This window comes from Aequorivita sediminis (genome assembly GCF_032080575.2).
Lineage (GTDB): Bacteria > Bacteroidota > Bacteroidia > Flavobacteriales > Flavobacteriaceae > Aequorivita > Aequorivita sediminis.
The window spans coordinates 115,214-139,843 of the sequence record NZ_JAVLSO020000004.1; the positions used below are offsets into that span (position 1 = coordinate 115,214).

Below are 24,630 nucleotides of genomic sequence, written 5' to 3' on the forward strand. Positions count from 1 at the left end.
TTACGAAAATACTCAATAATTTCTACGACTCTATTCATTAATCACCTTTTTCTGATGGTTAATAGATTCTTGATGAATAGCTTTATATATTTTTAAAATAAATTCTTCACTAAGGTTGTTTTCTTCTCCTTCTAAAATCATTTTCCCTAAAATCTCATTCCATCGCTTTGTTTGCAAAATAGCTACATTATTTTTCTTTTTTAACAAGCCTATTTTATCGGCAATCCTCATACGATTTCCTAATGAATCGATTAATTGACGATCTATTACATCTATTTGTGTACGCAGTGTCGCTAGCTTGTTGTTAAACTCAACGGCATCACCTTCTTGTTTTCGAATTCTAAGATCGACCGTCATCTTATCTAAATTTGCTGGCGTAATCTGTTGTGCAGCATCACTCCAAGCATTATCAGGGTCGTAATGTGTTTCAACCATTAAGCCATCGTAATTTAAATCTAAAGCTGTTTGGCAAAGTTCAAAAATAATGTCTCTTCGTCCCGCAATATGTGAAGGATCTAATATTAAGGGTAAATCTGGAAATTTATTTTGAAGGTCGATAGGGATTTGCCATTCGGGATTGTTTCTATAGCGTGTTTTCTCATAAGTTGAAAACCCACGATGGATTACCCCAAGTTTCTTTACGTCTGATGCGTAAAATCGCTCAACAGCACCTAACCATAAGGCTAAGTCTGGGTTAACGGGATTCTTTACCAAAACAATTTTTTCGGTTCCTTTTAAAGCGTCAGCAATTTCTTGAACAATAAATGGTGAAACAGTAGTTCTTGCTCCTACCCAAAGTATATCTACATCGTGCTTTAACGCTAAATCTACGTGATTGGCATTTGCCACTTCGGTAGCAGTCATTAAACCTGTTTCTTGTTTTGCCTTTTGAAGCCACTTTAGTCCTAAAGCGCCAACACCTTCAAAGTTTCCAGGTCTTGTACGAGGCTTCCAAATTCCCGCACGTAACACTGTGGCGTCAGTTTGTTTTAACTGATGCGCTATTTTCAAAACTTGTTCTTCTGTTTCTGCACTACAAGGTCCTGCAATCACCAATGGATGAGAGAGCTCCATAGCGTTCAACCAATTGCGCAATGATTTAGTGTTTTCCATTTAATAATCTTTAAATATTAATAGGGCTTTGCACCTTCAAACAAAACATTTACAAAGTAAACACATTACAATGTTTTAAAGATTATTAGCCAACTATAATATTGGTTATCTTGATATTAAAATATTACTGTTTTTTTTAAACAAAAAAGTCCCAGAAATTTTCCGAGACTTTAAATGTTTTATAATACAAATAACTACACAACCATCCCTCTTCTATTTTATTAAATAGAAGTGCCAATGGTTATTAAAGTTAAAAATCGAGATCATCTTGTGATAATATAGTGCTAAGGTAAACATTTATGTATTGTTAAAAAGACTTAATTTGCCATTTTATTAAACTCTTTAAAAATTTCTACAATCTAAAAAGGTTAAATGCGTTCATTGTGTAACTTTGCTCAACTTATTTCAATATGTCTATTAAAGTCGAAAATATAACCAAAACCTACGGCGAACAAAAAGCGCTAAACAATGTTTCATTTTCAGTAGAGAAAGGTGAAATTGTTGGTTTTCTTGGCCCTAATGGTGCTGGAAAATCTACAATGATGAAGATTTTAACCACCTATATTCCTGCTTCGGAAGGTGTTGCAATTGTAAATGATTTTGAAGTATCTAAAGACGATATTTCGGTTAAAAAGAGCGTAGGATACTTGCCTGAGCACAACCCTCTTTATTTAGATATGTATGTTCGAGAATACCTTCAGTTTAATGCAGGTATATATAATATTCCAAAATCTGAGGTCGAAAATGTTATTGAAAAAACCGGCCTTACTCCAGAAGCAAATAAAAAAATTGGACAACTTTCAAAAGGATACAGACAACGTGTTGGATTGGCAAATGCACTTCTTCACGATCCAGATGTTTTAATACTAGACGAACCTACAACCGGTTTAGACCCTAATCAGTTGATTGAAATACGTCGGCTAATTAAAAACGTTGGAGAGCATAAAACAGTGCTGCTTTCTACCCATATTATGCAGGAAGTGGAAGCTATTTGCGACCGTGTGATTATTATAAATAAAGGACAAATTGTTTTAGACAAAAAACTCGCCGACCTAAAAAAGAACAAACAACAAATTATTGAAGTAGAATTCGACTATCGTGTTGAAGATGTTGCCTTACAACAACTACCAAAAATTGATAAGGTTGAGAACTCCATAGGTTTTGTATATCAGCTATACTTCAATACTGAACAAGATATGCGTGGAAAAGTTTTTGATTTTGCGCACGACAATGGCTTAAAAATCCTTCAACTGCATCAGAAAAACACAACCTTAGAAAAGTTGTTTACCGAACTTACTACTCAAAAATAAGTCTGCCGCTATACAACTCTTCAACTTCCACTTCAGGCGGTCTATTTTTAGAAATAATATCGCCTAAACCGACAATTATTCCTTTAATTGACTGTTGAGGATTTACAACCATTGGCCCCGTACTTCGATGATACACATTTAAATTTTGAACCACTAAGTCTTCTGAATAAATTCTACAATCACTAGCATACAATCCAAAACTGGCATTTGTAGCTTTTCCACTTAAGTGAAATTTAGAAAGCCCATTTGCCGAAACTGTAAGGTTTTCAACCTCCAGATTAATTTTAAAATCGCCATTTGTATGATACTCATCTTCCATCCCAAAATCTTCCGAAAGCAAACTCAATTTGGGATATTTCAAAACACCAATACTTTCGGTTAAATAGCCAGTACTACTACGAATTTCAGTAAGATTTGGAGCGGTTACTATAATTTTTGTCAGTCCGTAATCTCGAACTAGATTACAGGAATTGTGATTATAAATTTTGAGCACACCATCCACAACCGAAACCTCAACATCGCTTAACAAGTTTTCACCTGTTTCCACCACAACTTTTTGCTCTTCCCCTTGCTGAACAATAAGCTTTGCTCGTTGCGCAACCAAAACCTTCGTAAACTCGGGAACCTCAATTTCAGTTTGAATAATATCTCCAGCAGTTTGCATACAGTCCCAACCCGAATCTGAATTGCAGCTTACCGTTAGTAACACTATTAATAGATATGCTATTTTCTTCATTATTTTCGTACTTAAAGCCTATACCCAATTCCAAATTCAACAGCTTCGGCCTTTGCCCAATGTGCGTGCAAGGTTATGGCCACAAATACTTTATCGTCAAAGAAATATCGTTTTAATCCTAATCGATTATAAACTCTATTCTCAAACTCATAAGGCCAGTATACATAATACCCTAACTGACTCACAAAAGCAACTTTATTAAAACGCCATTCGTGACCTATAAAAGCTCCAACTCGTTTATAATCTTCATTTCCAGATAACCCGTCTTCAGGATAGGCTATGGAGCGATAATTAATCAATTCTTTTAAAAACATTGAAAAGTATATATCAACACCTGCTGTAAAAGTGCTTTTGTAATTGATTCTTTTATCTACAAATGCTGAAATTACATAGAAAGGCTCCTGCCCTAAACCTATCACATCACTTTCATTTATACCTGTTCTAAAAGCAAGATTATATTTAAATTTTTCGGCATAAGTTCTACTAAGGGAATCATCTTTCTTGATATACTCGGGAAATTCTTTGTAATCCAGTTGATAGCTCAAACCTGCGTTTAAAGCAAAGGTGTTGGTACTATTATTTGGTGCTTTTAAATTTGCATTACTGTAGTGAATAAGAGTAAAACCAGCGTGGAAGCCTAGACCTTTCCAAATATTTTCACGTACAAAATTTCCTTTCAAAAATGTTGAACTTAGCAAATGGCTTCCGTAGGCACTGTTGTTATAATTTGTATCGGGGTTAAAAGGATCTGAGGCATAAGCAACCCCTTGTCCAACACGCAACATTAAATGTCTGTTTAAAAAATACCAATTAAAATGACCGTAAAAACCTACAGCTTTGCCTAAAAATTCGTTGTGAAGATTTTGATGCGCCAACGTAAATCCCCAGTCTGGATAATTATATCTACGCTCCCATTCGTTAAAACCATATGTTTTTCGATTAAACGAAAATATAAAACCCGTGGGATGCCCCGTAATTACATGCTGAATATCGGAATTGTGTTCTAAAATAGTTCCGTAGAAAAAATCCGCTTCTAAAGAAACAGGCTTCAACTCTTTTTCTTGAGAAAAAAATGGAAGGCTTATTAAGAGAACAGTAAATTTTAAAAGAAAATGCCTCATATTTATTTTGTCGGCGACAAAGATAAACTAAACTATAAACAATAAAATAGAGCATTTCTTTTCTTTTCTTTGCTTCTACCTTTACCGTTAACACCTAGGCCGTTACACAGTATTAATTTCAAATAAAATTTAGAATGGTAAATTTTTTAAATCCACATTTCCTCCTGAAATAATTATTCCAATTTTCTTGTTCTGAAATCTTTCTCTCTCGCGAAGCAAAGCAGCTAAGGCCACAGCACTAGAAGGTTCTACAACAATTTTTAAACGCTCCCAAATAAATTTCATTGCTGAAATTATTTCGATTTCTTCAACTCTAATTATTTCTGAAACTAAATTTTTAATAATAGGAAAATTAACATCCCCAAGAGATGTTTTAAGCCCGTCTGCAATGGTGTTTGTGGTTTCGTTCAACTCTATTTTCCCAGTTTGAAGGCTTCGGAAAGCATCATCTACCTCATAAGGTTCTCCACCAATTGTTTTACAATTCTTTCCAAAATATTTTACAGCAAGAGAAGTACCCGAAATTAATCCTCCACCCCCAACTGGCGCAAACAGATAATCTAAATCCTGATGTGTTTTTAACAATTCTAAAGCTGATGTCGCATTCCCTAAAATTACATTTTTATCGTTTGAAGGGTGGATAAAAGTTGCCGCAGTTTCCTTTTGAATCCTTTCGGCCTGCTGCTCTCTTGCAATTGTTGTTGATTCAGATTCTGTGATGATTCCGCCATAACCTATAACGGCATCTTTTTTAACTTGGGGTGCATTTTTAGGCATTACGATATATGCGTTAACCCCTAAAATTTTTGCTGCTAAGGACAAAGCTTGTGCAAAATTCCCTGAAGAATGTGTTACAACTCCTGCTCTTTTCTGAGCTTCAGTAAGCTGAAGAATTGCGTTTACAGCACCACGCATTTTAAATGCTCCCATTCGCTGAAAATTTTCACATTTAAAATAAATTTCAGCACCTGAAAATTTATTTAAAAAAGAAGACTTTAGCACAGGAGTATTGTGAACGTATGGCTTTACACGTCTATAAGCCTCTTCTACTTCACGCTGGGATGGAATCATTTAAATCGAAATTAGATATAAGCAAATACAAGTTTAGCCTAAGCCACTAGAATATTTAAGTTCTTTCCATTTAACTCAATGCTATAGGTCACTTTTACCGAAGCTTCCATAGTTATTGAAACTGAACAATATTTCTCAAAGCTCAATTTTGCTGCGCGAACCGCTTTAGCTTCATCAATATCTCCCTCCAAATAAAGTGTTACGTGAATAGCTTTAAATGGTTTTGCCTCACGAACTTCTTCGCGTTGACCTTCTACTTCCATTTTATAAGAAGTTATTTCTTGTCTTTGCTTTTGTAATATTGAAATAACATCAATGGCACTACATCCTCCAACTCCCATTAATAAAAGTTCCATAGGACTTGCTCCTTTTGAAGCTTCATCTGTTTTATTATCGATATAAACTGGAACCTCAGAATTTCCTTTTGCTTCAAATAAAAACTTATCGTTTTTACGCTCTAAATTTACTTTCATATTTATAAGTTTTCTTTTATTTTTAATGACTTGAGGCCTAAAACTATTTTCATACTTTTAGTCTCAGGTCTTTTTTTAATCCTTATCACTTATTCTCAAAATATCTTCAAAAACAATACGAGCAGTTACTGCTTTATCAGCCCCTGCGCCTCAAATTACAATTGGATTATCACCGTAACTCTCTGTATATTTTTCGAAAATTGAAAAGCTTCCTTTTAAAACACCTAACATGCTATTTTTAGAAACATTTACTAAACTTACATTTAAAAGAGCGCCTGTTTTCTCAGACAAATGGTCGTGTAAATCTGTTCATATCGAAAAACAAAGTTCTTTGGCTGGTTTTTCTTTTTAATCTGAAATGGAACAACCAACTCTTTCAATTGCTCCAAAATTATTTTTTTGAAACGTTCCGTAAATCCTTTGGAATTAAGTTTTAAATCGTAATATCTTTCAATTCATTATGCAAATTTAATTCACGCGCCAAGATAAGCAATTTCCTTCCAACGTCATTACCACAAAGATTTTCCTTTAGGTCTAGCTCTGTATATCCATTATCAATTGCCGATCTTAGAACTGAACTAAACAATCGTAATTTATTACAATTTTTATTTGATAAAATAATTCAATCAGGTTTCTCCCCTAAAGTCGATAATTTAATAACCTAATTTTTTGTCAAAATTTTTTAAAACAAATCTTCAGTTCATTTTAATTATATACTTTTGCTGCAGATTATTTAAGAGGAAAGATTTGACTGATTGCAACCTCCCTAAAAAATGCTAAAGGCAGTGAGAACTTCCCAAGGTCGCGACCCGTCAAATCTTTTTTTAAATAAATGACTTAAGACTATAAAACATAGGACTTTAGGCTTTCCACTTAATTATTAGTGTACGCCATATGCAAGTCTTAAAAATTTTATCCTAAGTTGTTTAAATATTTTTTAAAAATTTAAATTCAGATTATGGCTTATTTATTTACATCAGAAAGTGTTTCTGAAGGACATCCAGACAAAGTTGCAGATCAAATTAGTGATGCGCTTTTAGATAATTTTTTAGCATTCGACCCCGAAAGTAAAGTTGCTTGTGAAACCTTAGTAACCACCGGTCAGGTTGTTCTTGCTGGAGAAGTAAAAAGCAATACTTATCTAGATGTACAAACGATTGCCCGTGATGTTATTAATAAAATTGGTTACACTAAAGGAGCGTATCAATTTAGTGGGGATTCTTGTGGCGTAATTTCATTAATTCACGAACAATCTCAAGATATTAATCAAGGTGTAGATCGCGAAAATAAAGAGGAACAAGGTGCGGGAGACCAAGGAATGATGTTTGGCTATGCTACCAAAGAAACAGATAATTATATGCCATTGGCATTGGATATCTCACACAAAATAATGTATGAATTGGCAGCGCTTAGAAGAGAAGAGGACGAAATAAAATATTTGCGGCCCGATTCAAAAAGCCAAGTTACAATTGAATACAGCGATGACAATATTCCACAAAAAATTGTTACAATTGTTGTTTCTACACAGCACGACGACTTTGATGAAGACGACAAAGTTATGCTCAAAAAAATTGAAAATGACGTAAAGGAAATTCTAATTCCTCGCGTTAAAAAGCAATTCCCGGAGCATGTTCAAAAATTATTCAATGATGGTATTACTTACCACATTAATCCAACTGGAAAATTTGTTATTGGTGGGCCCCACGGAGATACAGGCTTAACAGGAAGAAAAATAATCGTTGATACTTATGGTGGAAAAGGTGCTCACGGTGGTGGTGCTTTCAGTGGAAAAGACCCGAGTAAAGTTGATAGAAGTGCTGCTTATGCGGCTAGACATATCGCTAAAAACCTTGTTGCCGCAGGGGTGGCTGATGAGATTTTGGTACAGGTAAGTTATGCTATTGGTGTAGTAAAACCTACTTCAATTTTAGTAAACACTTACAACTCTAAAAATGTAAACCTTACTGATGGTGAGATTGCTGAAAAAGTTGCAAAGATTTTCGATATGCGTCCGGCAGCAATTGAAAAAAGATTAAAACTTAGAGAACCAATTTATTCTGAAACGGCTGCTTATGGTCATATGGGAAGAACTCCACAAAAAATCACTAAAACTTTCGAAAGCCCGTATAACGGGAAAGTAGAAAAAGAAGTTGAACTTTTCACTTGGGAAAACTTGGAGTATGTTGATGAAGTAAAAAAAGCTTTTAACATTTAACAAAGTCAGGTTGAGCCCTTCAACTTTGTTTAGGAAGAACTAAGATATAAACCCTTTATATTTATAGTTTTCGAATTGATAACAATAAAAAATCCCAAATTCCAGAAATTATTTTTTTGGAATTTGGGATTTTTTTATTTGGTGATTTTAATATTTACATACCACCTTTTCTTTCTGGAGTTCTTGGTGTAGGCCACTTTTGTTGCTCTCCAGTTCTTTTATTAATAGGAAGATTTATTTGCTCTCTAGAGGTAAACTCTGGATCTTCCGAAGCTTTATAAGCCATAATTGCAGCTAGAATAGCATTGTGTTGCACATCGTCAAATACAATTTTATCGTAGGTATCTAAGTTGGTGTGCCAAGTATAGTTCCAATAACTCCAGCTTAAAGAGCTCAAATTAAAGGCAGGTGCCCCCGCGGCTACAAAGCTAGCATTGTCTGACCCTCCACTTGACGGCCATCCTGGAAAAGTTGTTTCAATATGCTTGCTAATAGTGTCTGGCACTGCAGCTAACCAACGGGATATATAATCGTAAGAGTGAAGGAATCCTGCTCCGTTAATTTTAACTGCTCTTCCTGTACCATTATCTTGATTAAAAGCTGCTTGCATATTTTTTACGATTTCTGGATTATCTGCAACAAAGGCAGAAGATCCGTTTAGTCCTTGCTCTTCACTTCCCCAATGTCCAGCTAGAATTGTACGTTTAGGATTTGGGTAAACTTTTTTCAAAATTCGCATTGCCTCCATCATCACAAGTGTTCCAGTACCATTGTCTGTAGCACCTGTTCCTCCGTCCCATGAATCGAAATGAGCAGAAAGAATTACATATTCGTCTGGTTTTTCGGTTCCTTTAATTTCAGCAATAGTGTTAAAAGCAGGAGCTACACCTAAATCTTTAGATTGTGCTATTATATTTATTCTAGGTTTATCACCATGCTCAACCATTCTATATAACATAGTGTAATCCTCCAATTGAATATCTACAGTTGGTATTTTCTTAGTACGGGCTGCAAAAATTTTGTTAGCGCCAAAACCTCTAGACCAATAGCTATCGATAATTCCAGCTGCACCTGCATCTTCTAATGCAGAAATAATACTTCTTCTATTGTAACCAGTTCTACTAATATTTTCATTCCAAGCCTTAGTTTGAGCTTCTCTTTCATTTTTCATTTTCTCAAAAGACTCTGGAGTTGCCCATTCTTCCCAGTTATAATCAGGTCTTCCAGTGGTCTGTTTCATAGCAATCATAACAAACTTACCTTTTACTTTAGGAAGCCATTTTTGAAATGATAAAGAATCTTTTACTTCTGGAAGAATAATACATTCGGCCGTAACACCATTTTTTGATGTTCCAGGATTCCAAGCTAGTTGCGTTCCGTTTAAAGATTGTACTCTAGGGTGAACCATATCTATATGCGTAATGCCTCGTTCCCAAGCTTTCCATTCACCATACTGTTGATTCTCGGCATCAATTCCCCAAGATTTGTATTTTGCAACGGCCCAATCGTGTGCTTTTTGCATTTGTGGAGTTCCGACCAATCGCGGCCCAATGTCGTCCATTAATTGGTGACCTAGAGTTTCTAGTTGTGAGTTTTCGTAAGCCTCCTTTAAAATGTTATCAATTACAGGATCATTCTCTTGTGCAGAGATTGTAAAGGTTGCCGAAATTAAAAAGGCAAGCGTTAATAGTTTTTTCATAATGAGGGGTTTGTGTTCGGTATCAAATTTTAAATGTAAAAGCTAAAACTACAATATATTTTATATTAAGAAAAGTTTTACAAACAAACCACAGAAATAGAAAATGCCCGATTCTAAGTATTAAATCATAGGGAAGATCTAAAGTATTAGATAATATTGTGGTTTCTCGCTTTTTGAACAGCTTCAATTTTACTGTGCACTTGAAGTTTTTTGTAGATATTTTCAATGTGTTTTCGTACAGTGCTAGGCGACAAAAAAAGATGCTCAGCAATTACAGTATAGGTCAAACCTTTACTTAATTGATCTAAAACCTCAACCTCACGAGCGGAGAGAGATATTTGTTCTTTATCTCTTAAACTTTGAATATCGATAGGATTTCGAAGTAATTTTAGAGTTTTCATAGCAATAGAAGGAGTCATGGCAGCACCTCCATTTAGTGTTTCCAAAATTCCCTCGTATAAATCTTTGGGATTAATTTCTTTCAACAAATATCCATCGGCACCTGCTTTTATAGCATTGAAAATATGTTCGTCATTATCAAAAGCAGTTAGCATAATTATTTTGATATGCGGATATTTCTGCTTTACCATCTGTGTAGTCTCTATACCGTTTAAAACAGGCATTTCAATATCCATCAATATTAAATCGAGGTTGTGGTTTTCCTGTAGTTTTGTAAGCAGCTCACTGCCATTCAAAGAGGTGTGCTTCACCGAAACATCTTCAAAAAAAGATAGTTTTTCCTTTATGGCATGTATGAGGAAGGAGTTATCGTCAACAATAGCGAGTTTCAACATTTTATATTCGGTTAGTCGTTTAAAGATAATGAATTTAGCTCAAAAAAGACAACCGTAAAATAAGGCATTTGCCGTATTAATCTATTCTACTGTAAATGGTTTTGCCAACCTCAGCAAAATAGAAGTTCCCTTTTTAGAGGCTTGAACTTCAAGTGTACCATTAATCTCCCGTGCGCGTTTTTTCATATTATTAAGGCCGTTGCCCATAGCGATGGTCTCGGGATTAAATCCTTTGCCGTTATCGATAACTTCAATTTGGTATTGTTCACCTTCTTTTGAAATATTGACCTCGATTTCGTCGGCAACGGCATACTTCAATGAATTGTTTACTGCTTCTTGAATGATTCTGTAAATATTCATACCTTCTACAGACGAAAATACGTGCGTTTCTTCAACACTTTCTTCAATGTTAAATGAGAATTCAATATTTTCCGATGCGCTTTTTGCTTGCTCAATAAAGTTTGCTATTCGCGCTTGTAAATCTTCAAAGGTTATTCTCTCTTTGTTCATTGCCCAAATGGTATCGCGAAGTTCATAAATGGTCTGGGAGGTAAAGGTGCTAATAGCACTGAGTTTATTGCCAAGTTTCTCACCAATATCTGTAAAGCCGAATTTTAGGTTGTCAATACTAGATATGATGAAAGTGAGCTGAGCTCCAATATTGTCGTGAAGATCTCGAGAAATACGCAAACGCTGCTCCTGCAGTTTATTTTGGGTTTCAATTTTTGCCAAAGCCGTTTTTAACTCACCTTCTTTTTGAAGTTGGTGGTTTTTAAGCTTCTGCTGATTATAGAGTAAATAACCTAGCAGTCCTAGAACCAAAGCTAGGCCGAGACTGCCGAAAATATAAGTATTTTTTTGGCGTACCTCCATTTCCTTTTCTGCCAATTGGGCTCGTTGTTGTAAAATTTCATTTTGCTTTTTTTCGGTATCATATTTTACCTCCATTTCCTGCAAGGTCTCTATATTGGATTTGCTTAAAACACTATCCTTAAAGGCTACATATTTTTTATAATATTCAAAGGATGGTCCGGTTTCTTTTTTAGCTGCATAATAATCTGAATAATTAAGCAAGGCCATTTCGATGTCCTCGGCGGTTTGGCTTTGTCTTGCGAATTGATAGGCAGAATCCAAATAAACTTCAACTTTGTTTAATTCATTTTTGTCAAGCAAAACTTGAACAATATTGTTATAACTAGCACTTACTCCCGAAAAATTACCGATAGATTTTTCAATCACGGCAGACTTTTTAAAGTAATAAACCGCAGAATCTATACGTCCCAGATAGTAATATGCACCCCCAATATTGTTTACCGATTCAGCCATTCCTTTTTTATCACCCAAGGATTTCTCTATCTCAAAAGATTGTTTAAAAAATGAAAGTGCTTCTTCGAATCGACCTTCAGATGCATGGATAATAGCTATATTGTTCTTTGCCTCTGAAATGCCTTTTTTGTCAGCAATCTTTTTGAAAAATTCGAGCGCTCTTTCGTGATACTCAACGGCTTTTTCATTCATCTGCAGCATGCTATATACCATCCCAATATTATTATTCACCGTCGCCTGCTCTTTTTCCAAGCCCATCTTTTCGTATATCCTATCGGCATAAATATAGTTTTCAAGAGCGTCTTCGTAATTGCCCAGTTTTCTATTTATTACCCCTAAGTTGTTTTGTGCCGAAGCTTTCACGAGAGAATCTGGGCTGGCTTCAAAAGCCTCTTTGGACAAGGACAGTGCTAGTTCCAAGGCACCCAAATCTCGTTGTACAATACCAAGGTTATTTTTTGTTTTAGCTAATTCCGGTTTATACATACCATCTTGAGCTAATCGTAGAGCTTCATTTAAAATCTCTATAGCTCTCTGAGGGGATTGTTTATAGATTGAAATAGCATAATCGTTAAGACTATCGATTTTTTTAGGTTGTGCAAATAAGTTAGCTTCTATAAGTATTAGACCAACGAAGCAAAATAACATTCTAATCATATTTTAAAGTTATTTCGGGCTGAATAATTAAAGCCTGCTCTAAGTTATGAATTAAAAAATTATAATTATTCAAATTTTGTGCTCGACAAAAAAGTTGGCTTTTATGCTGCTCAATAGTTTCATGTAATTCCTCCTTAATTTGTGAATGTAATTGAATAGCCATTTTTCGAACAATATAGTGCCACCATAACAATCCCGAAATAGTTAATGTAAGAATGGCAACAAAAAGAATTGTAAAATCTATTTCCATAAGGCTTTTAATAAATAAAGATACATTTAATATTAAATCAACTATATAAGGCATTTGCCCTATTTACTATTTCAAAAAAAATAACCCCATGCATTACCATGGGGTTTCAAAACCTTGAACGCTCCTCACCTCGTCCGTGGTTAAATAGTGATTTTAATTTCGTTTTACTAGTTAAGATCGTACGCGAAAATAGAATTGTTATCTGCTTTGTAATACAGCAAACCTCCAATTTCATCTACAATATACTCCGGCTGTTTATCCTTTAATACAATTTCTTTTTCTTTTGCTCCTGTGTCTCTACTAACTTTCACCAAACCTATACCTTTGTCTAGTTTTGTAAGAATAAACTGGTCGTTTTTAGTTGCGGCAGTAGCCTTAAATCGCTTTAACATTTCGGCAACCGAAGCGCCACTTGCCGCAGCCATTCCTCCTGCCAATCTTGCATCGCTTTCAGATTCTTCATCATAGCCTGCAAGCTTATTCTGCATGGATGAATTTGCAGCAGCAACAGCAGTTGTAGCAGTTGCTACGGCTGCAACTCCGGCTAAAACGGCACCCATTGCACTTTTACCTGGTGCGCGATAATATTCATGCCATTGTTTGTTGCCATCCCAATCTATTAATTGCATATTTTGATCACTGGTTAACAAAATACCGCCATCGCGAATCTCAACGTGTGAAGGATCTTCCTTGCCATCAAATTTAGTTTCGGTTAAAGTGCTAACATCCCCAGAGGTTGCATCTACAGCGTACAAAGTTTCATCTGCGCTAATTAAATAGCGGTTGTTTCTTTTGTCGAGAGTTGAACTTACCGCTCCTGCTCTTTTATACTTAAGCGGCTTTTGCCAAACCTGTTCCCCATTTTCTAGATTTACAATATTGGCATCTTCGGAAGTAATATAAAATAATCCCTGTGGCGTATGCGCCATAGTTAAAATGTTTTCTCCTGTTTTTAATGGTTTTTTGAAAAGCGTTTGCCCATCAAATGAAATCTTATTAATTCCACCTTGATATATTCCGAAGAGAATTCCATCTTCCATTACATAAAAATGTTGTACGTAACCTTTAGTTTTGGGGGCTTTATCCCAAAGATCTTCCCCATTAGTAGCACTTAAAAATGCAATGTTGGATTCGTTTTTGGTTGCAAATATGCTGTTATTTCCTCCGTCATTTTGATTGCTAACTACTGCTATTCCTTTTGGCAAGATTTCAAAATTTACCACTTGACCCTTTACTTTATGATCATCCTTCCAAAGCTCTAGACCGTTTACACCCACTTTGTGAATTCGAGTGTTTTTCCCCTGATTTACACCTTCGAAGGCATAAATTTCGTTCTCAGTAGCATCAGCTACCATCCAATTTATATTCTTCATATCATTTTGCCAAAGAGTTTCACCTGTCTGTGCTTTTTTTGCCAATAATCCTTTAGTTGTTGGTACAATAAGGTAATCTTTCAACAATAACACAGATCCGCTCGGTTGCATTCCTGCACCCACAGTAACTTTTCCAGGATCTCCAAGATTAAAACGATAATCCTCCTTCCCAGTATTTAAATCATAAACCGCCACAGCAGTTGCATATTTTTCATCTGCTCGCCGTTGGCCTGTAACTACTAATTTGTTCTGTGGCATTTTAACTTCACAACTGTAAGCAACTTTCCAACCATTACTTTCGGTATTAAAAAGTACTTGTCCAGACATATAATCGATAACAGATTTTTTTGCAGTCAAATTAGCGAACCCACCTTGTGCAACTATAACGTATGGCGCATTTGGAACAAAAGTAAGTTCCTCAGGTTTTACACGTCCGTATTCGGTAAAATTAAACAACAGTTGGTTGCTACCTGGCTTAATCCCCACCAAACCATCGTTAGTAGCAACAACCATTGTTCCACCTTGAGTTAATATCATATCATTTATTTTGGCACCTGTGTCATATCTAAAGTCAGGTTGCTCAGCTCTTTGTGCAATCCCAGTGTTTAACGTTAGGAACAAAATAGCATAAAGCACGTAAAATTTTCTTGAGGTATTCATAATATTTTGGTTATTAGTTTATTATTCAAATATGATCATGTATGAGGGAAAAATCAATAAGGCAATTGACGTATTCTTAAGTTAGAAGCAATTATAGAGTAGACTTATCCCGTACATGTAGTTTAATAAAAAAACCGAATACAAAACTTGCATCTTGAAATCGGTTTAAACTAACATTAGGTTTTACAGTACTCTAATTTACAGTCATTTCAATATTAAACTCACCTTCTGTAACAGAAACAGATTGCGATAGATTATCTAAATTATAGGCGGTAAAACTAAAGGTCCCTTTAGCAATGTTATTTTCAAAACTCGAAACTTTAATTTCGCCATTTGTAGGCTGTCCGTTACCAGTAGTATAAATAACAACGGTATTAGGATCTGGATTACTTGGGTCTGGCAAATAACTATACGTACCTATATTTGTGAAATTTAAATCGTAAGTCCCCACCCCATCAAAAGTTGTGATTACCATTTGTAAATTTTCCGAATTGGAGGTACCTGCACTAATAGCAAAAACCTTAGTTGGACCAGATTCAGTAATCTCTCCGGCAATGGTTCCGTTTAAGGGGTTAAAAGAACCTCCATCTACTTTTGCTTTAAAAGTTCCTGTTCCCCCACTTGGGTCTTGTCCCCCATCGTCGTCTTTGCTACAAGAGGTTAAACTTATTGCTAGCACTGACATTAAGACTAAAAAAATTTTGTTGAATGTTTTCATAATTTTTGGTTTTAGTTTCCGAATTGGAAGTTTTATTATTATAAAAACAAAGTTGCATCAAAAAGCAACTCATATCAATAAGGCAATTGACGTATAATGATATGTTTAATTTTAGCGAGAGACGGCAGATTTTTAAAAATGAATGTGGGGAAATTGCTCTTTAACTGAAGAAATTTTCTGTTGAAGCTTTTCTAAAAATTGAAGATGCTCCTCACTATCAGCGTTGAAAGGTTTGTGAAGCAGTCCACTTTGTATTCTTGCTATTTCCGCTTGAAGTGATTGTGTCTCTAAAGAAATCCAAACTTTAGAGAACTTCTGCCAAATAATATTAATGGCGGTTTTATTAGGATGAAGCATATCTTCAGCGTAAAAGCGGTAGTCACGAAGTTCATCCATCATAATTTCAAAAGATGGAAAGTAGAAACTTTTCGACTGTATTTGCGATGACAAGGATTGGTGGATGGCCGAAATTAAATGCGCTTTACTTAAGGTGTTTTCTGCAAAACCATCCTTAATATGCCTTACCGGAGAAACAGTAAACAACACAATGGTCTTGGGGTTTACTTCCGAAATCTTATTTAGTATTTTCTGAATCCTTTCTGTGATTTCTTCAATTGATAGAAGTTCTTTTTTAAAGTTTTTCTGTGGAAGTTTATGGCAGTTGGCTACAATTTGATGTTTGGCAAGCGTATCTGAATCTGTCTTGATATTAAATGACGAATCCCCCACATATCTATAAACATAAGACGTACCTAAGGTTATAATAATATGAGTTGAATTTAAAACCGCGCTTCTTAACTTCTGAAGCGCAGCATTGAGATTCTTTAAATACTCAACTTTGTTTAGTGAATTCAATTCTGAATGCACTTCAAAACATTTCCAAATGCCATTGTGGTGAAAAATATCTTCTTCTGAAAAAAGATTGTTTTCAATGGCTCGCATCACCAATTTCTCAAGTGAAACAACATTGAAAATTACTCCAAATGGATTTTGAATATTCTGAAATTTAAAATAATCGAACTTCGCCCCAATGTTTTCCGAAAAACAACTTCCTAACAGAAGAATTTTTGAAGAATAATCCATCTGATTTTCTTCAGGCGTTAAGGGTATTTCGGTTTGAAGTTTCATAATATTTTAAAAAACCCTCCACATATCTTGCGTCTTTGCAGTATAAAATTTACCGCAGAGACGCAGAGTATGCAAAGTGATAATATTATTTTAAATAATCTTTAGCTTTTTCTAAAGCCTCATCAATTCCGTCTGGATTTTTACCTCCTGCAGTAGCAAAGAACGCCTGGCCACCTCCACCTCCTTGGATAAATTTTCCAAGTTCGCGAACAATTTTACCAGCGTTCAAATCTTTTTCTGTAGCTAATTCTTTTGAAATATAACAAGCGAGCAAGGCTTTACCGTCATTCTCTGCCCCGAAAACTAGAAATAAATTTTCAGACTCTCCGCCAATTTCAAAAGCCAAATCTTTCATTCCGCCTGCATCCAAATCTATCTTTTTAGCAAGAAAGTTGATGCCGTTTAGGTTTTGAATTTCAGATTTTAAATCGCCTTTTAAATTCTGAGCCTTGTCCTTTAACAACTGCTGAATCTGTTTTTGCAGATTGCTATTTTCTTCTTGTAAGTTCACTACAGCCTTTACCGGATCTTTGGTATTATTCAGTGCCTTTTGAAGCGATGCAAACGATTCACTTCTATCAATAAAATATTGTTTTGCAGCATCACCAGTAATAGCTTCTATTCTTCTAATTCCAGATGCAACAGCCCCTTCTGAAGTAATAATAAAGTGCCAAATATCGTTGGTATTACTAACGTGAGTACCCCCACAAAGCTCCATCGATTTTCCAAACTTAATTGCACGAACAGCATCGCCGTATTTCTCTCCAAAAAGTGCAATTGCACCTTCGTCTATAGCCTCTTGGTAAGGAATACTTCTTCTTTCTTCTAAGGCAATTCCTTCGCGAATCCTAGCATTCACAAAATCTTCTACTTGTTTTAACTCTTCATCTGTAACTTTTGCAAAATGCGAAAAGTCAAATCGCAAGTTTCGGCTGTGTACCATACTCCCTTTTTGAGTAATATGGTCGCCCAAAATATTTCTTAAACCTTGGTGAAGCAAATGCGTTGCTGTGTGGTTGGACGCAGTTCTAAGGCGTTGTGTTTCATCTACAACGGCTAAAAATGGATCTTCTATATTACGCGGAAGTGTTTTTGAGAAATGAATAATTAAATTGTTCTCCTTTTTCGTATCAACAATATAAGTTACCCCTCCATCTGCAGCTTCTAAATATCCTTTATCCCCTACTTGGCCTCCACCTTCAGGATAAAATGGCGTTAGGTTGAAAACAAGCTGATACATTTCACCATCCTTCTTGCTTTCCACTTTGCGATATTTCGTAATCCTAACTCGAGTTTCTAAAGTATCGTACCCTACAAACTCTTCAACTTCATCTTCTTCTAAGACAATCCAATCGCCAGTTTCAACTTTAGTTGCAGCACGAGAACGATTTTTTTGTTGTTGAAGCTCAGCATTAAATTCTTCTTCATTTAAAGAATATCCTCGTTCACGTAAAATCAGAGCGGTTAAATCTATTGGGAATCCAAAAGTATCATAAAGTTCGAAAACCTTTTTACCAGAAATCATCTTAGAATCTGCTGATGCAATTATATTTTCAAGTAAAATAAGTCCTTGGTCTAATGTTCTTAAAAACGATTGTTCTTCCTCGCGGATAACATTTGTCATTAAATTCTTTTCAGAAACAAGTTCTGGGAAAGCTTCTCCCATTTGGTCTGTTAGTGTTGCCACCAACCTAAAAATAAATGGCTCTTTTTTGTCTAGGAAAGTAAAACCATAACGGATTGCTCTTCTTAAAATTCTTCGTATTACATAACCAGCACCAGTATTGCTTGGTAACTGACCATCTGCAATAGAAAACGCCACTGCACGAACGTGGTCTGCAATTACGCGAATTGCGATATCTTTTTTCTCGTCTTTTCCGTACTTAGTCTCAGTTATAGCTTCAATTTCACGAATTAGCGGAGTAAATACATCGGTGTCATAATTACTAGTTTTGTTTTGTAAAACTGTACACAAACGCTCGAAGCCCATTCCTGTATCAACGTGCTGCGCAGCTAATTTTTCAAGACTACCATTTGCTTTTCTGTTGAATTGCATAAAAACTAAATTCCAAACCTCAACAACTTGTGGATGGTCTTGGTTAACTAATTCTTTTCCTGAAATTTTAGCTTTTTCTTCGTCTGACCGAATATCTACGTGAATCTCACTACAAGGTCCGCACGGCCCTTGATCACCCATTTCCCAGAAGTTGTCTTTCTTGTTTCCGTTTAAAATTCGATCTTCCGGAACAAATTGTTTCCAAAGGTTATATGCTTCAGTATCACGCTCTAATCCTTCGCTTTCATCACCTTCAAAAATAGTTACATAAAGAATGTCTTTATCTATTTTATAAACTTCGGTTAATAGTTCCCAGGCCCATTCGATTGCTTCTTTTTTGAAATAATCTCCAAAACTCCAGTTCCCCAACATCTCGAACATGGTATGGTGGTAGGTATCCATCCCAACTTCTTCAAGATCGTTGTGTTTTCCACTAACGCGAAGACATTTTTGTGTATCAGAAATACGATTACTCTTTGGCTTACCGTTACCTAAAAAATATTCTTTAAATGGGGCCATCCCACTATTAATGAACATTAATGTTGGATCGTTTTTCACAACCATCGGCGCCGATGGAACTACAAGGTGTTCTTTCGACTTGAAAAACTCTAAAAATTTGGAACGTATTTCCTTTGACTTCATGCTTTGTTTATGTTTAATTCTGAAGGTCTTGTCTCATCTTTGGCCTAAACTTTTTAATTATCTTAAGATTTCAGATAAGATGTTTCAATTTATTATAAAATTATACTAAAATTATTGGTTAGGCGCACTAGTAAACAATTTCTATATTTGTAAAAACGTTACCTTTACTTCGCGCTGACAATCAACGCGCAAAAATAGCAATTTTTTAACGCATGTCTAAGGTTAAATATTATTACGATAGCGAAACACTTTCGTATAAAAAAATAGAGAAGAAAAAAGGGAGAAAAATTAAAATCTTCGCTCTAAGTATTCTTGGAATGTTCTTGAGTGGGTTTTTACTTCTTATTGTATATATAAACCTTCCATCTGTTCAAACTCCTAAAGAGTTGTCCTTACAGCGCGAACTTCACAATATGCAATTACAGTTCGAGCTTTTAAATAGGAAAATGGAGCAGGCACAAGTGGTTTTATCTGAAATTGAAGAAAGAGACAACAATTTGTACCGTATATATTTTGAAGCAAACCCTATTCCAGAGGAACAGCGTAAAGCAGGTTTCGGTGGGATAAATCGCTATAAAAATCTAGAAGGTTTTGATAATTCTAAGCTAATTACAAACTCGTCTAGAAACCTTGATATATTAACAAAACAAATCGTCATCCAATCTAAATCGTTGGATGAAATTGCTAAACTAGCCGAAGAAAAAGAAAAGTTACTAGAGGCAATTCCAGCAATTCAGCCGGTTAAAAACAAAGATTTAACTAGAATGGCTTCTGGATATGGCTATAGAACAGATCCATTTACAAAAGCACGTAAGTTTCATTATGGCATGGATTTCACCGCCCCAAGGGGAACTCCAATTTACGCAACAGGAAATGGAAAAATTGTACGTGCCGACAACAGGGCGAGCGGATATGGAAATCACATAGTTATAGATCACGGCTATGGATATGAAAGCCTATATGCGCACTTATATAAATACAATGTGAAAGTTGGGCAAAAAGTGCAGCGTGGTGATATCATCGGATTTGTAGGAAGTACCGGTAGAAGTCAGGCGCCACATTGCCATTATGAAGTGTTTAAAGACGGCGAACGCATTAACCCGATAAACTTTTATTATGGAAGCTTAACTTCGGAAGAATTTGCTGACATCTTGAGAAAATCGCAAGAAGAAAACCAATCTCTCGATTAATCTAAGCCATAATCTAACTTAAACATAACTACTAAACTCATTAATTAAATAATGCATATAGACCTCCCAGAAAAAATGTATTATGGCATTGGCGAAGTTGCCAAGGCTTTTGATGTGAATACATCGTTAATACGGTTTTGGGAAAAGGAATTTGACGTTTTAAAACCCAAAAAAAACGCTAAAGGAAATAGAAAGTTCACACAAGAAGATATAAAAAGTCTAGAACTAATCTATCATTTGGTTAAAGAGCGTGGATTTACTTTGGAGGGTGCAAAAATTCATTTAAAAGAAAATAAAAAGAAAATACTAGATCAATTTGAAATTATTCGCAAATTGGAATCGGTTAAAGCAGAACTAATTAAAATTAAAGAACAACTCTAAAAATCAACCTTATTATGAAAAAATGGTTACCAATACTTATAATCCTTGGTGGAATCCTATTAATTGGATTATACCTAGCAAAAGTAAATAACAAATTAGTAGTATTAGACGAAAAAGCTACTGCTCAATGGTCTAACGTAGAGAGCTCGTACCAACGAAGAGCAGATCTTATTCCTAACATTGTAAACACCGCAAAAGGATACGCCGAATTTGAGCAGGAAACTTTGATAAAAGTTACAGAAGCACGAAGTAAAGCTACCTCCATAAACATCGACCCTTCTAATGTTACACCTGAACAATTAGCACAATTCCAACAAGCTCAACAAGGGCTTACTTCTGCACTTTCACGATTGTTAGCAGTTTTTGAGCGCTATCCAGACTTAAAGGCAAATGAAAATTTCAAGGAATTAATTAACGAATTGGAACGTACAGAAAACAGAATTAACGTAGAGCGTAACAGATTTAATGAACAAGCAAGGATTTTTAATACCGAAGTAAAACAATTCCCAACAAAGTTCTTTGCTGGCATCTTAGGTTTCAATGAAAAGGCCTATTTTAAAGCAGACGATGGAACCGAAAGCGCTCCTGAGGTGAATTTTGACTTCGGATCGGAAGAGTAAAAATCTTTTTTCTAAAAATACTTTGGCTCGGTTTAGCGAGATTGCATGCTATAACCTGACTGGCTGAATATTATTTAGATAATTTAAACCAAACAAAATATGTCTAGAGTAGAAAACTTTCTTACTTCAGAAGAAGAATCTGCAATTGTTGAAGCTATTCGTATAGCAGAAAAAAACACATCAGGTGAAATTAGGGTTCATCTTGAAGCAAAATCAATTTCTTCTGAAGAACCAAATGAACACATTGATGCTTTTGATAGAGCTACTGAAGTGTTTGACATGCTTAATATGCACAACACAAAGGAAAGTAACGGAGTGTTAATTTACGTAGCTGTAGAAGACCGCACATTAGTTATTATGGGCGATAAAGGCATCAATGATGTTGTTGGTCAAAACTTTTGGGAAGGCACTAAAGATGTAATCATTAACCACTTTAAAAATGGTGATATGAAACAAGGTTTAGTAGATGGAATTTTAAAAGCTGGACAACAGCTGAAAAAACATTTCCCTTATAAAAAAGATGATAAAAACGAACTTCCAGACGACATCTCTGTTGGATAGTTTGTAAAAGAAAGATTAATGATTAGAATTCAGAAATATTCAACAATTCTCGTATTTTTCATTGCTTGGCTTATCTCTGGAAATGTATTGGCGCAATACGAAATTCCGCCTAAGCCTGCGGTTGAAACCTCGGTTTACGATTATATAAACTTGCTAACGCCTTCCCAAAAATCGGCGTTGGAAAGTAAATTAATTCGTTATGCCGACTCAACTTCTACACAGATTGTTTGTATTATTATTGGTTCTACCAATGGTGAGGATATTTCTATGCTTGGTGCCGAATGGGGACAGAAATGGGGTATCGGTCAAAAAGGTGAAGACAATGGAATTTTAATAACGTTAGCAAAAGACGATCGTAGAGTAGATATAAACACCGGGTATGGAATAGAATATCGAGTAACCGATCTAATGGCTGAGCGAATTATTAATCGAATTATCATCCCAAATTTTAAAGCCGGCGACTACTACGCTGGTCTCGATCAAGGTAGTGATGCCATTTTTGCAGCATTAAAAGGTGAGTTTAAAGAAGACCGTGATTTCGGAAAAAAGGATGCTACTCCTATTCCGTTTTTTCTAATCTTCCTATTTATCATTATTATTATCGCCCTTATGAATAAAGGTGGTCGTGGTGGTGGCCGTGGAGGCGGACGTGGAACCCTCCTAGATATTATTGTACTGAGTAGCCTTGGCCGTGGAGGTTTTGGCGGTGGCGGTGGTAGCTTTGGAGGCGGCGGTAGCTTCGGTGGCGGAGGAGGCTTCGGCGGCGGCTTCGGCGGTGGAGGCTTTGGTGGTGGAGGTGCCAGCGGAGGTTGGTAAATCCAACAATTAATTCATCCAAATTAATAGCAGAAATCGTAAGCTAATTCGCATCCCATCGTTTGCACTTTGTATGCATCTCAATAAATTCAAAGGCACGAACTACAGAATAGGGATGCTTTGAAATTTTTAAAGGAAAGGCGCAATGCCCTCCGTGACGAGGAATTTCTAAGTAGAGATATTTATGTTGCTCTGCCATAGCAATTGGATGGTCCTCCTTCCCTAAAATGGGATCGTCCCACGCATTTATCACCAGTACTGGTAGATTAATACCATCAATAGAATATGCTGGGGATGCTCTTTTGTAATAGTCGGCTAGATTTGCATATTCACCGTGAACGGGAACGATAAACCTGTCGATTACATCTTCAAAACTTTTAATGTTTTTAGAAACTTCTTTTGAAATCAAACCAGGGAATTGAATTGCTTTATGCTGAATTTTCCCTCGTATTTTGCGGATAAAACGGCTTAAATAAATTTTACTAATCCCTCCCTGAATTTTTTCAGCACTAGATTTTAATTGAAAAGGTGCAGAAATAGCCACGGCAGCTTTTATTTTCTCAGAAACTACCTTTCTACCTATATAATTTAAAATTTGATCGCCACCCAACGAAAAGCCCACTAGAAAAATTTCTTGAAAATTCTGAGCCAAAACATACTTTATTACCGCTTCCAAATCATCTATAGATGCATGATGGTATAAATTGGGAAGCAAATTCATTTCTCCTCCACAACTCCGGTTATTCCAGGCAAAGACTGTATATTCTTTTTCTAAAAAAAAATTAGCACAAGCATTGTTATAGTTTTTCTTTGAATTGCCTTCTAACCCGTGACACAGTATAATTGCTTTTTTAGAATCCTTTATTATATAATCCAAAAGCAGAAAATCACCATCTGCTAAGGGTAATCGTTGTCGCTGATACGCTGGCGCTTCTAGCTTACTAACAATGCCTGCATATATAGTTGATATATGCCCATTTTGAAAAATGAAGTCTGTTTCGTATGATGAGTTACCAATATAGGGCATAGCGGTAGTCTTAAGTATTCTATTTTGCTTCTCCTTAAAGATAAGGGTATTTTATATTTTCAAAAGACAAGCCAGCAAAGAATATTGTTCTTTCTATAATCATCCACATAGTGAATAATAGCGTTATTTAGGGTATATGGATAGGTCATAAAAACATCTTGATTCTTCTAAGAAGTTATAGAGAATTAATGATTTAAATGCATTTTCACGTTTTATAAGTAGTCTCATAGACAATGAAGCCTAGTATGTAATGAAAAATAAAAAGTATTAGTTAATTTTGGCGTAATAATTGTTCTATTATAAATAGAATATACTATTTTAGTAACTTTAAAATTTAAAATAAAAAAAATGAAAAATTTATTTACAATAATTGCATTTGCAGCTACTATGCTTTTTGGTGTTCAAAACATATCAGCACAGTCTCTATCTGTTGACAAAAACAGACCTGAAGTAATTGCAAAAGCAGAAACTGCTGAATTAACTGAAACTTTAGGCCTTAACGGGGAACAAAGTAGAACCATTTTCAGAGCTCTTGTTGCTAAAGAAATAAACTACCAAAAGCACATTGAAGGTAAAGATGCAACTGACGCAAAAGTAATCGCAAATAAGAAAAAATTTGATTCTTCATTAGATGGTATTATGAAGAAAACCTTAACCGAGGAGCAATACGCTAAATGGAATAAAACTCAATAA

General features: G+C 35.4%; 23 protein-coding genes. 8 read left to right on the plus strand and 15 right to left on the minus strand.

The annotated features are described in order from the left end of the window. Nucleotides 1-30: 30 nt before the first annotated feature. Nucleotides 31-1,113: a chorismate mutase gene (locus RT250_RS08955; RefSeq protein ID WP_313114138.1), complete on the minus strand. Its 1,083-nt coding sequence runs from the start codon at nt 1,111-1,113 to the stop codon at nt 31-33. Between the two features lie 410 nt (nt 1,114-1,523). Here RT250_RS08955 and gldA point away from each other — a divergent pair, with 410 nt between their 5' ends. Continuing rightward, nucleotides 1,524-2,423, plus strand: a complete 900-nt coding sequence (gene gldA, locus RT250_RS08960; RefSeq protein ID WP_313114140.1) for a gliding motility-associated ABC transporter ATP-binding subunit GldA — start codon at nt 1,524-1,526, stop codon at nt 2,421-2,423. On the opposite strand, the gene RT250_RS08965 is transcribed toward gldA, so the two are convergent. From RT250_RS08965 to RT250_RS13645, 5 genes are all read right to left on the minus strand, one after another. Further along, nucleotides 2,410-3,159 carry a head GIN domain-containing protein gene (locus RT250_RS08965; RefSeq protein WP_313114142.1) on the minus strand — a complete coding sequence of 250 codons (750 nt, stop codon included), beginning with the start codon at nt 3,157-3,159 and terminating at the stop codon, nt 2,410-2,412. The genes gldA and RT250_RS08965 overlap by 14 nt on opposite strands. Nucleotides 3,160-3,170: 11 nt before the next feature. Next, nucleotides 3,171-4,280: an acyloxyacyl hydrolase gene (locus RT250_RS08970; protein ID WP_313114146.1), complete on the minus strand. Its 1,110-nt coding sequence runs from the start codon at nt 4,278-4,280 to the stop codon at nt 3,171-3,173. A 129-nt stretch (nt 4,281-4,409) separates the two neighbouring features. After that, the gene (locus RT250_RS08975; protein ID WP_313114149.1) at nt 4,410-5,351 is read right to left on the minus strand and encodes a pyridoxal-phosphate dependent enzyme; all 942 of its coding nucleotides are present in this window, start codon (nt 5,349-5,351) and stop codon (nt 4,410-4,412) included. Between the two features lie 38 nt (nt 5,352-5,389). Next, entirely contained in the window at nt 5,390-5,824 is a 435-nt protein-coding gene (locus RT250_RS08980; RefSeq protein WP_313114151.1) for an OsmC family protein, read from the minus strand. A gap of 433 nt (nt 5,825-6,257) precedes the next feature. Continuing rightward, complete coding sequence (locus RT250_RS13645; protein WP_435373073.1) at nt 6,258-6,410, minus strand: hypothetical protein; 153 nt, start codon at nt 6,408-6,410, stop codon at nt 6,258-6,260. Between the two features lie 372 nt (nt 6,411-6,782). Between RT250_RS13645 and metK the strand changes: the two genes are divergently transcribed. Beyond that, nucleotides 6,783-8,039, plus strand: coding sequence for a methionine adenosyltransferase (metK, locus tag RT250_RS08990; RefSeq protein WP_313114153.1), 1,257 nt, complete (start codon nt 6,783-6,785; stop codon nt 8,037-8,039). A 154-nt stretch (nt 8,040-8,193) separates the two neighbouring features. Here the strand turns inward: metK and RT250_RS08995 are convergent, their stop codons facing one another. From RT250_RS08995 to alaS, 8 genes are all read right to left on the minus strand, one after another. Continuing rightward, nucleotides 8,194-9,738 carry a M20/M25/M40 family metallo-hydrolase gene (locus RT250_RS08995; RefSeq protein WP_313114155.1) on the minus strand — a complete coding sequence of 515 codons (1,545 nt, stop codon included), beginning with the start codon at nt 9,736-9,738 and terminating at the stop codon, nt 8,194-8,196. Nucleotides 9,739-9,884: 146 nt separating this feature from the next. Beyond that, entirely contained in the window at nt 9,885-10,532 is a 648-nt protein-coding gene (locus RT250_RS09000; RefSeq protein WP_313114157.1) for a response regulator, read from the minus strand. 81 nt (nt 10,533-10,613) lie between these two features. Next, a complete protein-coding gene (locus tag RT250_RS09005) occupies nt 10,614-12,515 on the minus strand; it encodes a tetratricopeptide repeat-containing sensor histidine kinase (protein ID WP_313114159.1) in 1,902 nt (633 codons plus the stop codon). Further along, nucleotides 12,508-12,765, minus strand: a complete 258-nt coding sequence (locus RT250_RS09010) for a hypothetical protein (protein WP_313114161.1) — start codon at nt 12,763-12,765, stop codon at nt 12,508-12,510. The genes RT250_RS09005 and RT250_RS09010 overlap by 8 nt, the downstream gene beginning before the upstream one ends. A gap of 167 nt (nt 12,766-12,932) precedes the next feature. Further along, complete coding sequence (locus RT250_RS09015; protein WP_313114163.1) at nt 12,933-14,798, minus strand: outer membrane protein assembly factor BamB family protein; 1,866 nt, start codon at nt 14,796-14,798, stop codon at nt 12,933-12,935. A gap of 193 nt (nt 14,799-14,991) precedes the next feature. Continuing rightward, entirely contained in the window at nt 14,992-15,516 is a 525-nt protein-coding gene (locus tag RT250_RS09020) for a Riean_0653 family protein (RefSeq protein WP_313114165.1), read from the minus strand. Nucleotides 15,517-15,648: 132 nt separating this feature from the next. Then, the gene (locus RT250_RS09025; protein WP_313114168.1) at nt 15,649-16,644 is read right to left on the minus strand and encodes a GSCFA domain-containing protein; all 996 of its coding nucleotides are present in this window, start codon (nt 16,642-16,644) and stop codon (nt 15,649-15,651) included. Between the two features lie 85 nt (nt 16,645-16,729). Continuing rightward, entirely contained in the window at nt 16,730-19,342 is a 2,613-nt protein-coding gene (gene alaS / locus RT250_RS09030) for an alanine--tRNA ligase (protein WP_313114170.1), read from the minus strand. A 212-nt stretch (nt 19,343-19,554) separates the two neighbouring features. Here alaS and RT250_RS09035 point away from each other — a divergent pair, with 212 nt between their 5' ends. The 5 genes from RT250_RS09035 to RT250_RS09055 all read left to right on the plus strand — a co-directional run bounded on the left by RT250_RS09035 (nt 19,555) and on the right by RT250_RS09055 (nt 22,910). Next, a complete protein-coding gene (locus tag RT250_RS09035) occupies nt 19,555-20,532 on the plus strand; it encodes a M23 family metallopeptidase (protein ID WP_313114172.1) in 978 nt (325 codons plus the stop codon). A 51-nt stretch (nt 20,533-20,583) separates the two neighbouring features. Continuing rightward, nucleotides 20,584-20,913 carry a MerR family transcriptional regulator gene (locus RT250_RS09040; RefSeq protein WP_313114175.1) on the plus strand — a complete coding sequence of 110 codons (330 nt, stop codon included), beginning with the start codon at nt 20,584-20,586 and terminating at the stop codon, nt 20,911-20,913. A gap of 14 nt (nt 20,914-20,927) precedes the next feature. After that, entirely contained in the window at nt 20,928-21,533 is a 606-nt protein-coding gene (locus RT250_RS09045) for a LemA family protein (protein WP_313114176.1), read from the plus strand. 99 nt (nt 21,534-21,632) lie between these two features. Continuing rightward, complete coding sequence (locus RT250_RS09050) at nt 21,633-22,094, plus strand: TPM domain-containing protein (protein ID WP_313114179.1); 462 nt, start codon at nt 21,633-21,635, stop codon at nt 22,092-22,094. 18 nt (nt 22,095-22,112) lie between these two features. Then, nucleotides 22,113-22,910 carry a TPM domain-containing protein gene (locus tag RT250_RS09055; RefSeq protein ID WP_313114181.1) on the plus strand — a complete coding sequence of 266 codons (798 nt, stop codon included), beginning with the start codon at nt 22,113-22,115 and terminating at the stop codon, nt 22,908-22,910. A gap of 43 nt (nt 22,911-22,953) precedes the next feature. On the opposite strand, the gene RT250_RS09060 is transcribed toward RT250_RS09055, so the two are convergent. Then, on the minus strand, nt 22,954-23,937 hold the full coding sequence (locus RT250_RS09060; RefSeq protein WP_313114184.1) for a YheT family hydrolase: 984 nt from the start codon (nt 23,935-23,937) through the stop codon (nt 22,954-22,956). 348 nt (nt 23,938-24,285) lie between these two features. Between RT250_RS09060 and RT250_RS09065 the strand changes: the two genes are divergently transcribed. Next, nucleotides 24,286-24,630: a hypothetical protein gene (locus RT250_RS09065; RefSeq protein WP_313114187.1), complete on the plus strand. Its 345-nt coding sequence runs from the start codon at nt 24,286-24,288 to the stop codon at nt 24,628-24,630.

Bases quoted from the DNA above. Each gene is read 5' to 3' on its own strand.
- RT250_RS08955 (WP_313114138.1), bottom strand. From the start codon at position 1,113: ATGGAAAACACTAAATCATTGCGCAATTGGTTGAACGCTATGGAGCTC.
- gldA (WP_313114140.1), top strand. From the start codon at position 1,524: ATGTCTATTAAAGTCGAAAATATAACCAAAACCTACGGCGAACAAAAA.
- RT250_RS08965 (WP_313114142.1), bottom strand. From the start codon at position 3,159: ATGAAGAAAATAGCATATCTATTAATAGTGTTACTAACGGTAAGCTGC.
- RT250_RS08970 (WP_313114146.1), bottom strand. From the start codon at position 4,280: ATGAGGCATTTTCTTTTAAAATTTACTGTTCTCTTAATAAGCCTTCCA.
- RT250_RS08975 (WP_313114149.1), bottom strand. From the start codon at position 5,351: ATGATTCCATCCCAGCGTGAAGTAGAAGAGGCTTATAGACGTGTAAAG.
- RT250_RS08980 (WP_313114151.1), bottom strand. From the start codon at position 5,824: ATGAAAGTAAATTTAGAGCGTAAAAACGATAAGTTTTTATTTGAAGCA.
- metK (WP_313114153.1), top strand. From the start codon at position 6,783: ATGGCTTATTTATTTACATCAGAAAGTGTTTCTGAAGGACATCCAGAC.
- RT250_RS08995 (WP_313114155.1), bottom strand. From the start codon at position 9,738: ATGAAAAAACTATTAACGCTTGCCTTTTTAATTTCGGCAACCTTTACA.
- RT250_RS09000 (WP_313114157.1), bottom strand. From the start codon at position 10,532: ATGTTGAAACTCGCTATTGTTGACGATAACTCCTTCCTCATACATGCC.
- RT250_RS09005 (WP_313114159.1), bottom strand. From the start codon at position 12,515: ATGATTAGAATGTTATTTTGCTTCGTTGGTCTAATACTTATAGAAGCT.
- RT250_RS09010 (WP_313114161.1), bottom strand. From the start codon at position 12,765: ATGGAAATAGATTTTACAATTCTTTTTGTTGCCATTCTTACATTAACT.
- RT250_RS09015 (WP_313114163.1), bottom strand. From the start codon at position 14,798: ATGAATACCTCAAGAAAATTTTACGTGCTTTATGCTATTTTGTTCCTA.
- RT250_RS09020 (WP_313114165.1), bottom strand. From the start codon at position 15,516: ATGAAAACATTCAACAAAATTTTTTTAGTCTTAATGTCAGTGCTAGCA.
- RT250_RS09025 (WP_313114168.1), bottom strand. From the start codon at position 16,644: ATGAAACTTCAAACCGAAATACCCTTAACGCCTGAAGAAAATCAGATG.
- alaS (WP_313114170.1), bottom strand. From the start codon at position 19,342: ATGAAGTCAAAGGAAATACGTTCCAAATTTTTAGAGTTTTTCAAGTCG.
- RT250_RS09035 (WP_313114172.1), top strand. From the start codon at position 19,555: ATGTCTAAGGTTAAATATTATTACGATAGCGAAACACTTTCGTATAAA.
- RT250_RS09040 (WP_313114175.1), top strand. From the start codon at position 20,584: ATGCATATAGACCTCCCAGAAAAAATGTATTATGGCATTGGCGAAGTT.
- RT250_RS09045 (WP_313114176.1), top strand. From the start codon at position 20,928: ATGAAAAAATGGTTACCAATACTTATAATCCTTGGTGGAATCCTATTA.
- RT250_RS09050 (WP_313114179.1), top strand. From the start codon at position 21,633: ATGTCTAGAGTAGAAAACTTTCTTACTTCAGAAGAAGAATCTGCAATT.
- RT250_RS09055 (WP_313114181.1), top strand. From the start codon at position 22,113: ATGATTAGAATTCAGAAATATTCAACAATTCTCGTATTTTTCATTGCT.
- RT250_RS09060 (WP_313114184.1), bottom strand. From the start codon at position 23,937: ATGCCCTATATTGGTAACTCATCATACGAAACAGACTTCATTTTTCAA.
- RT250_RS09065 (WP_313114187.1), top strand. From the start codon at position 24,286: ATGAAAAATTTATTTACAATAATTGCATTTGCAGCTACTATGCTTTTT.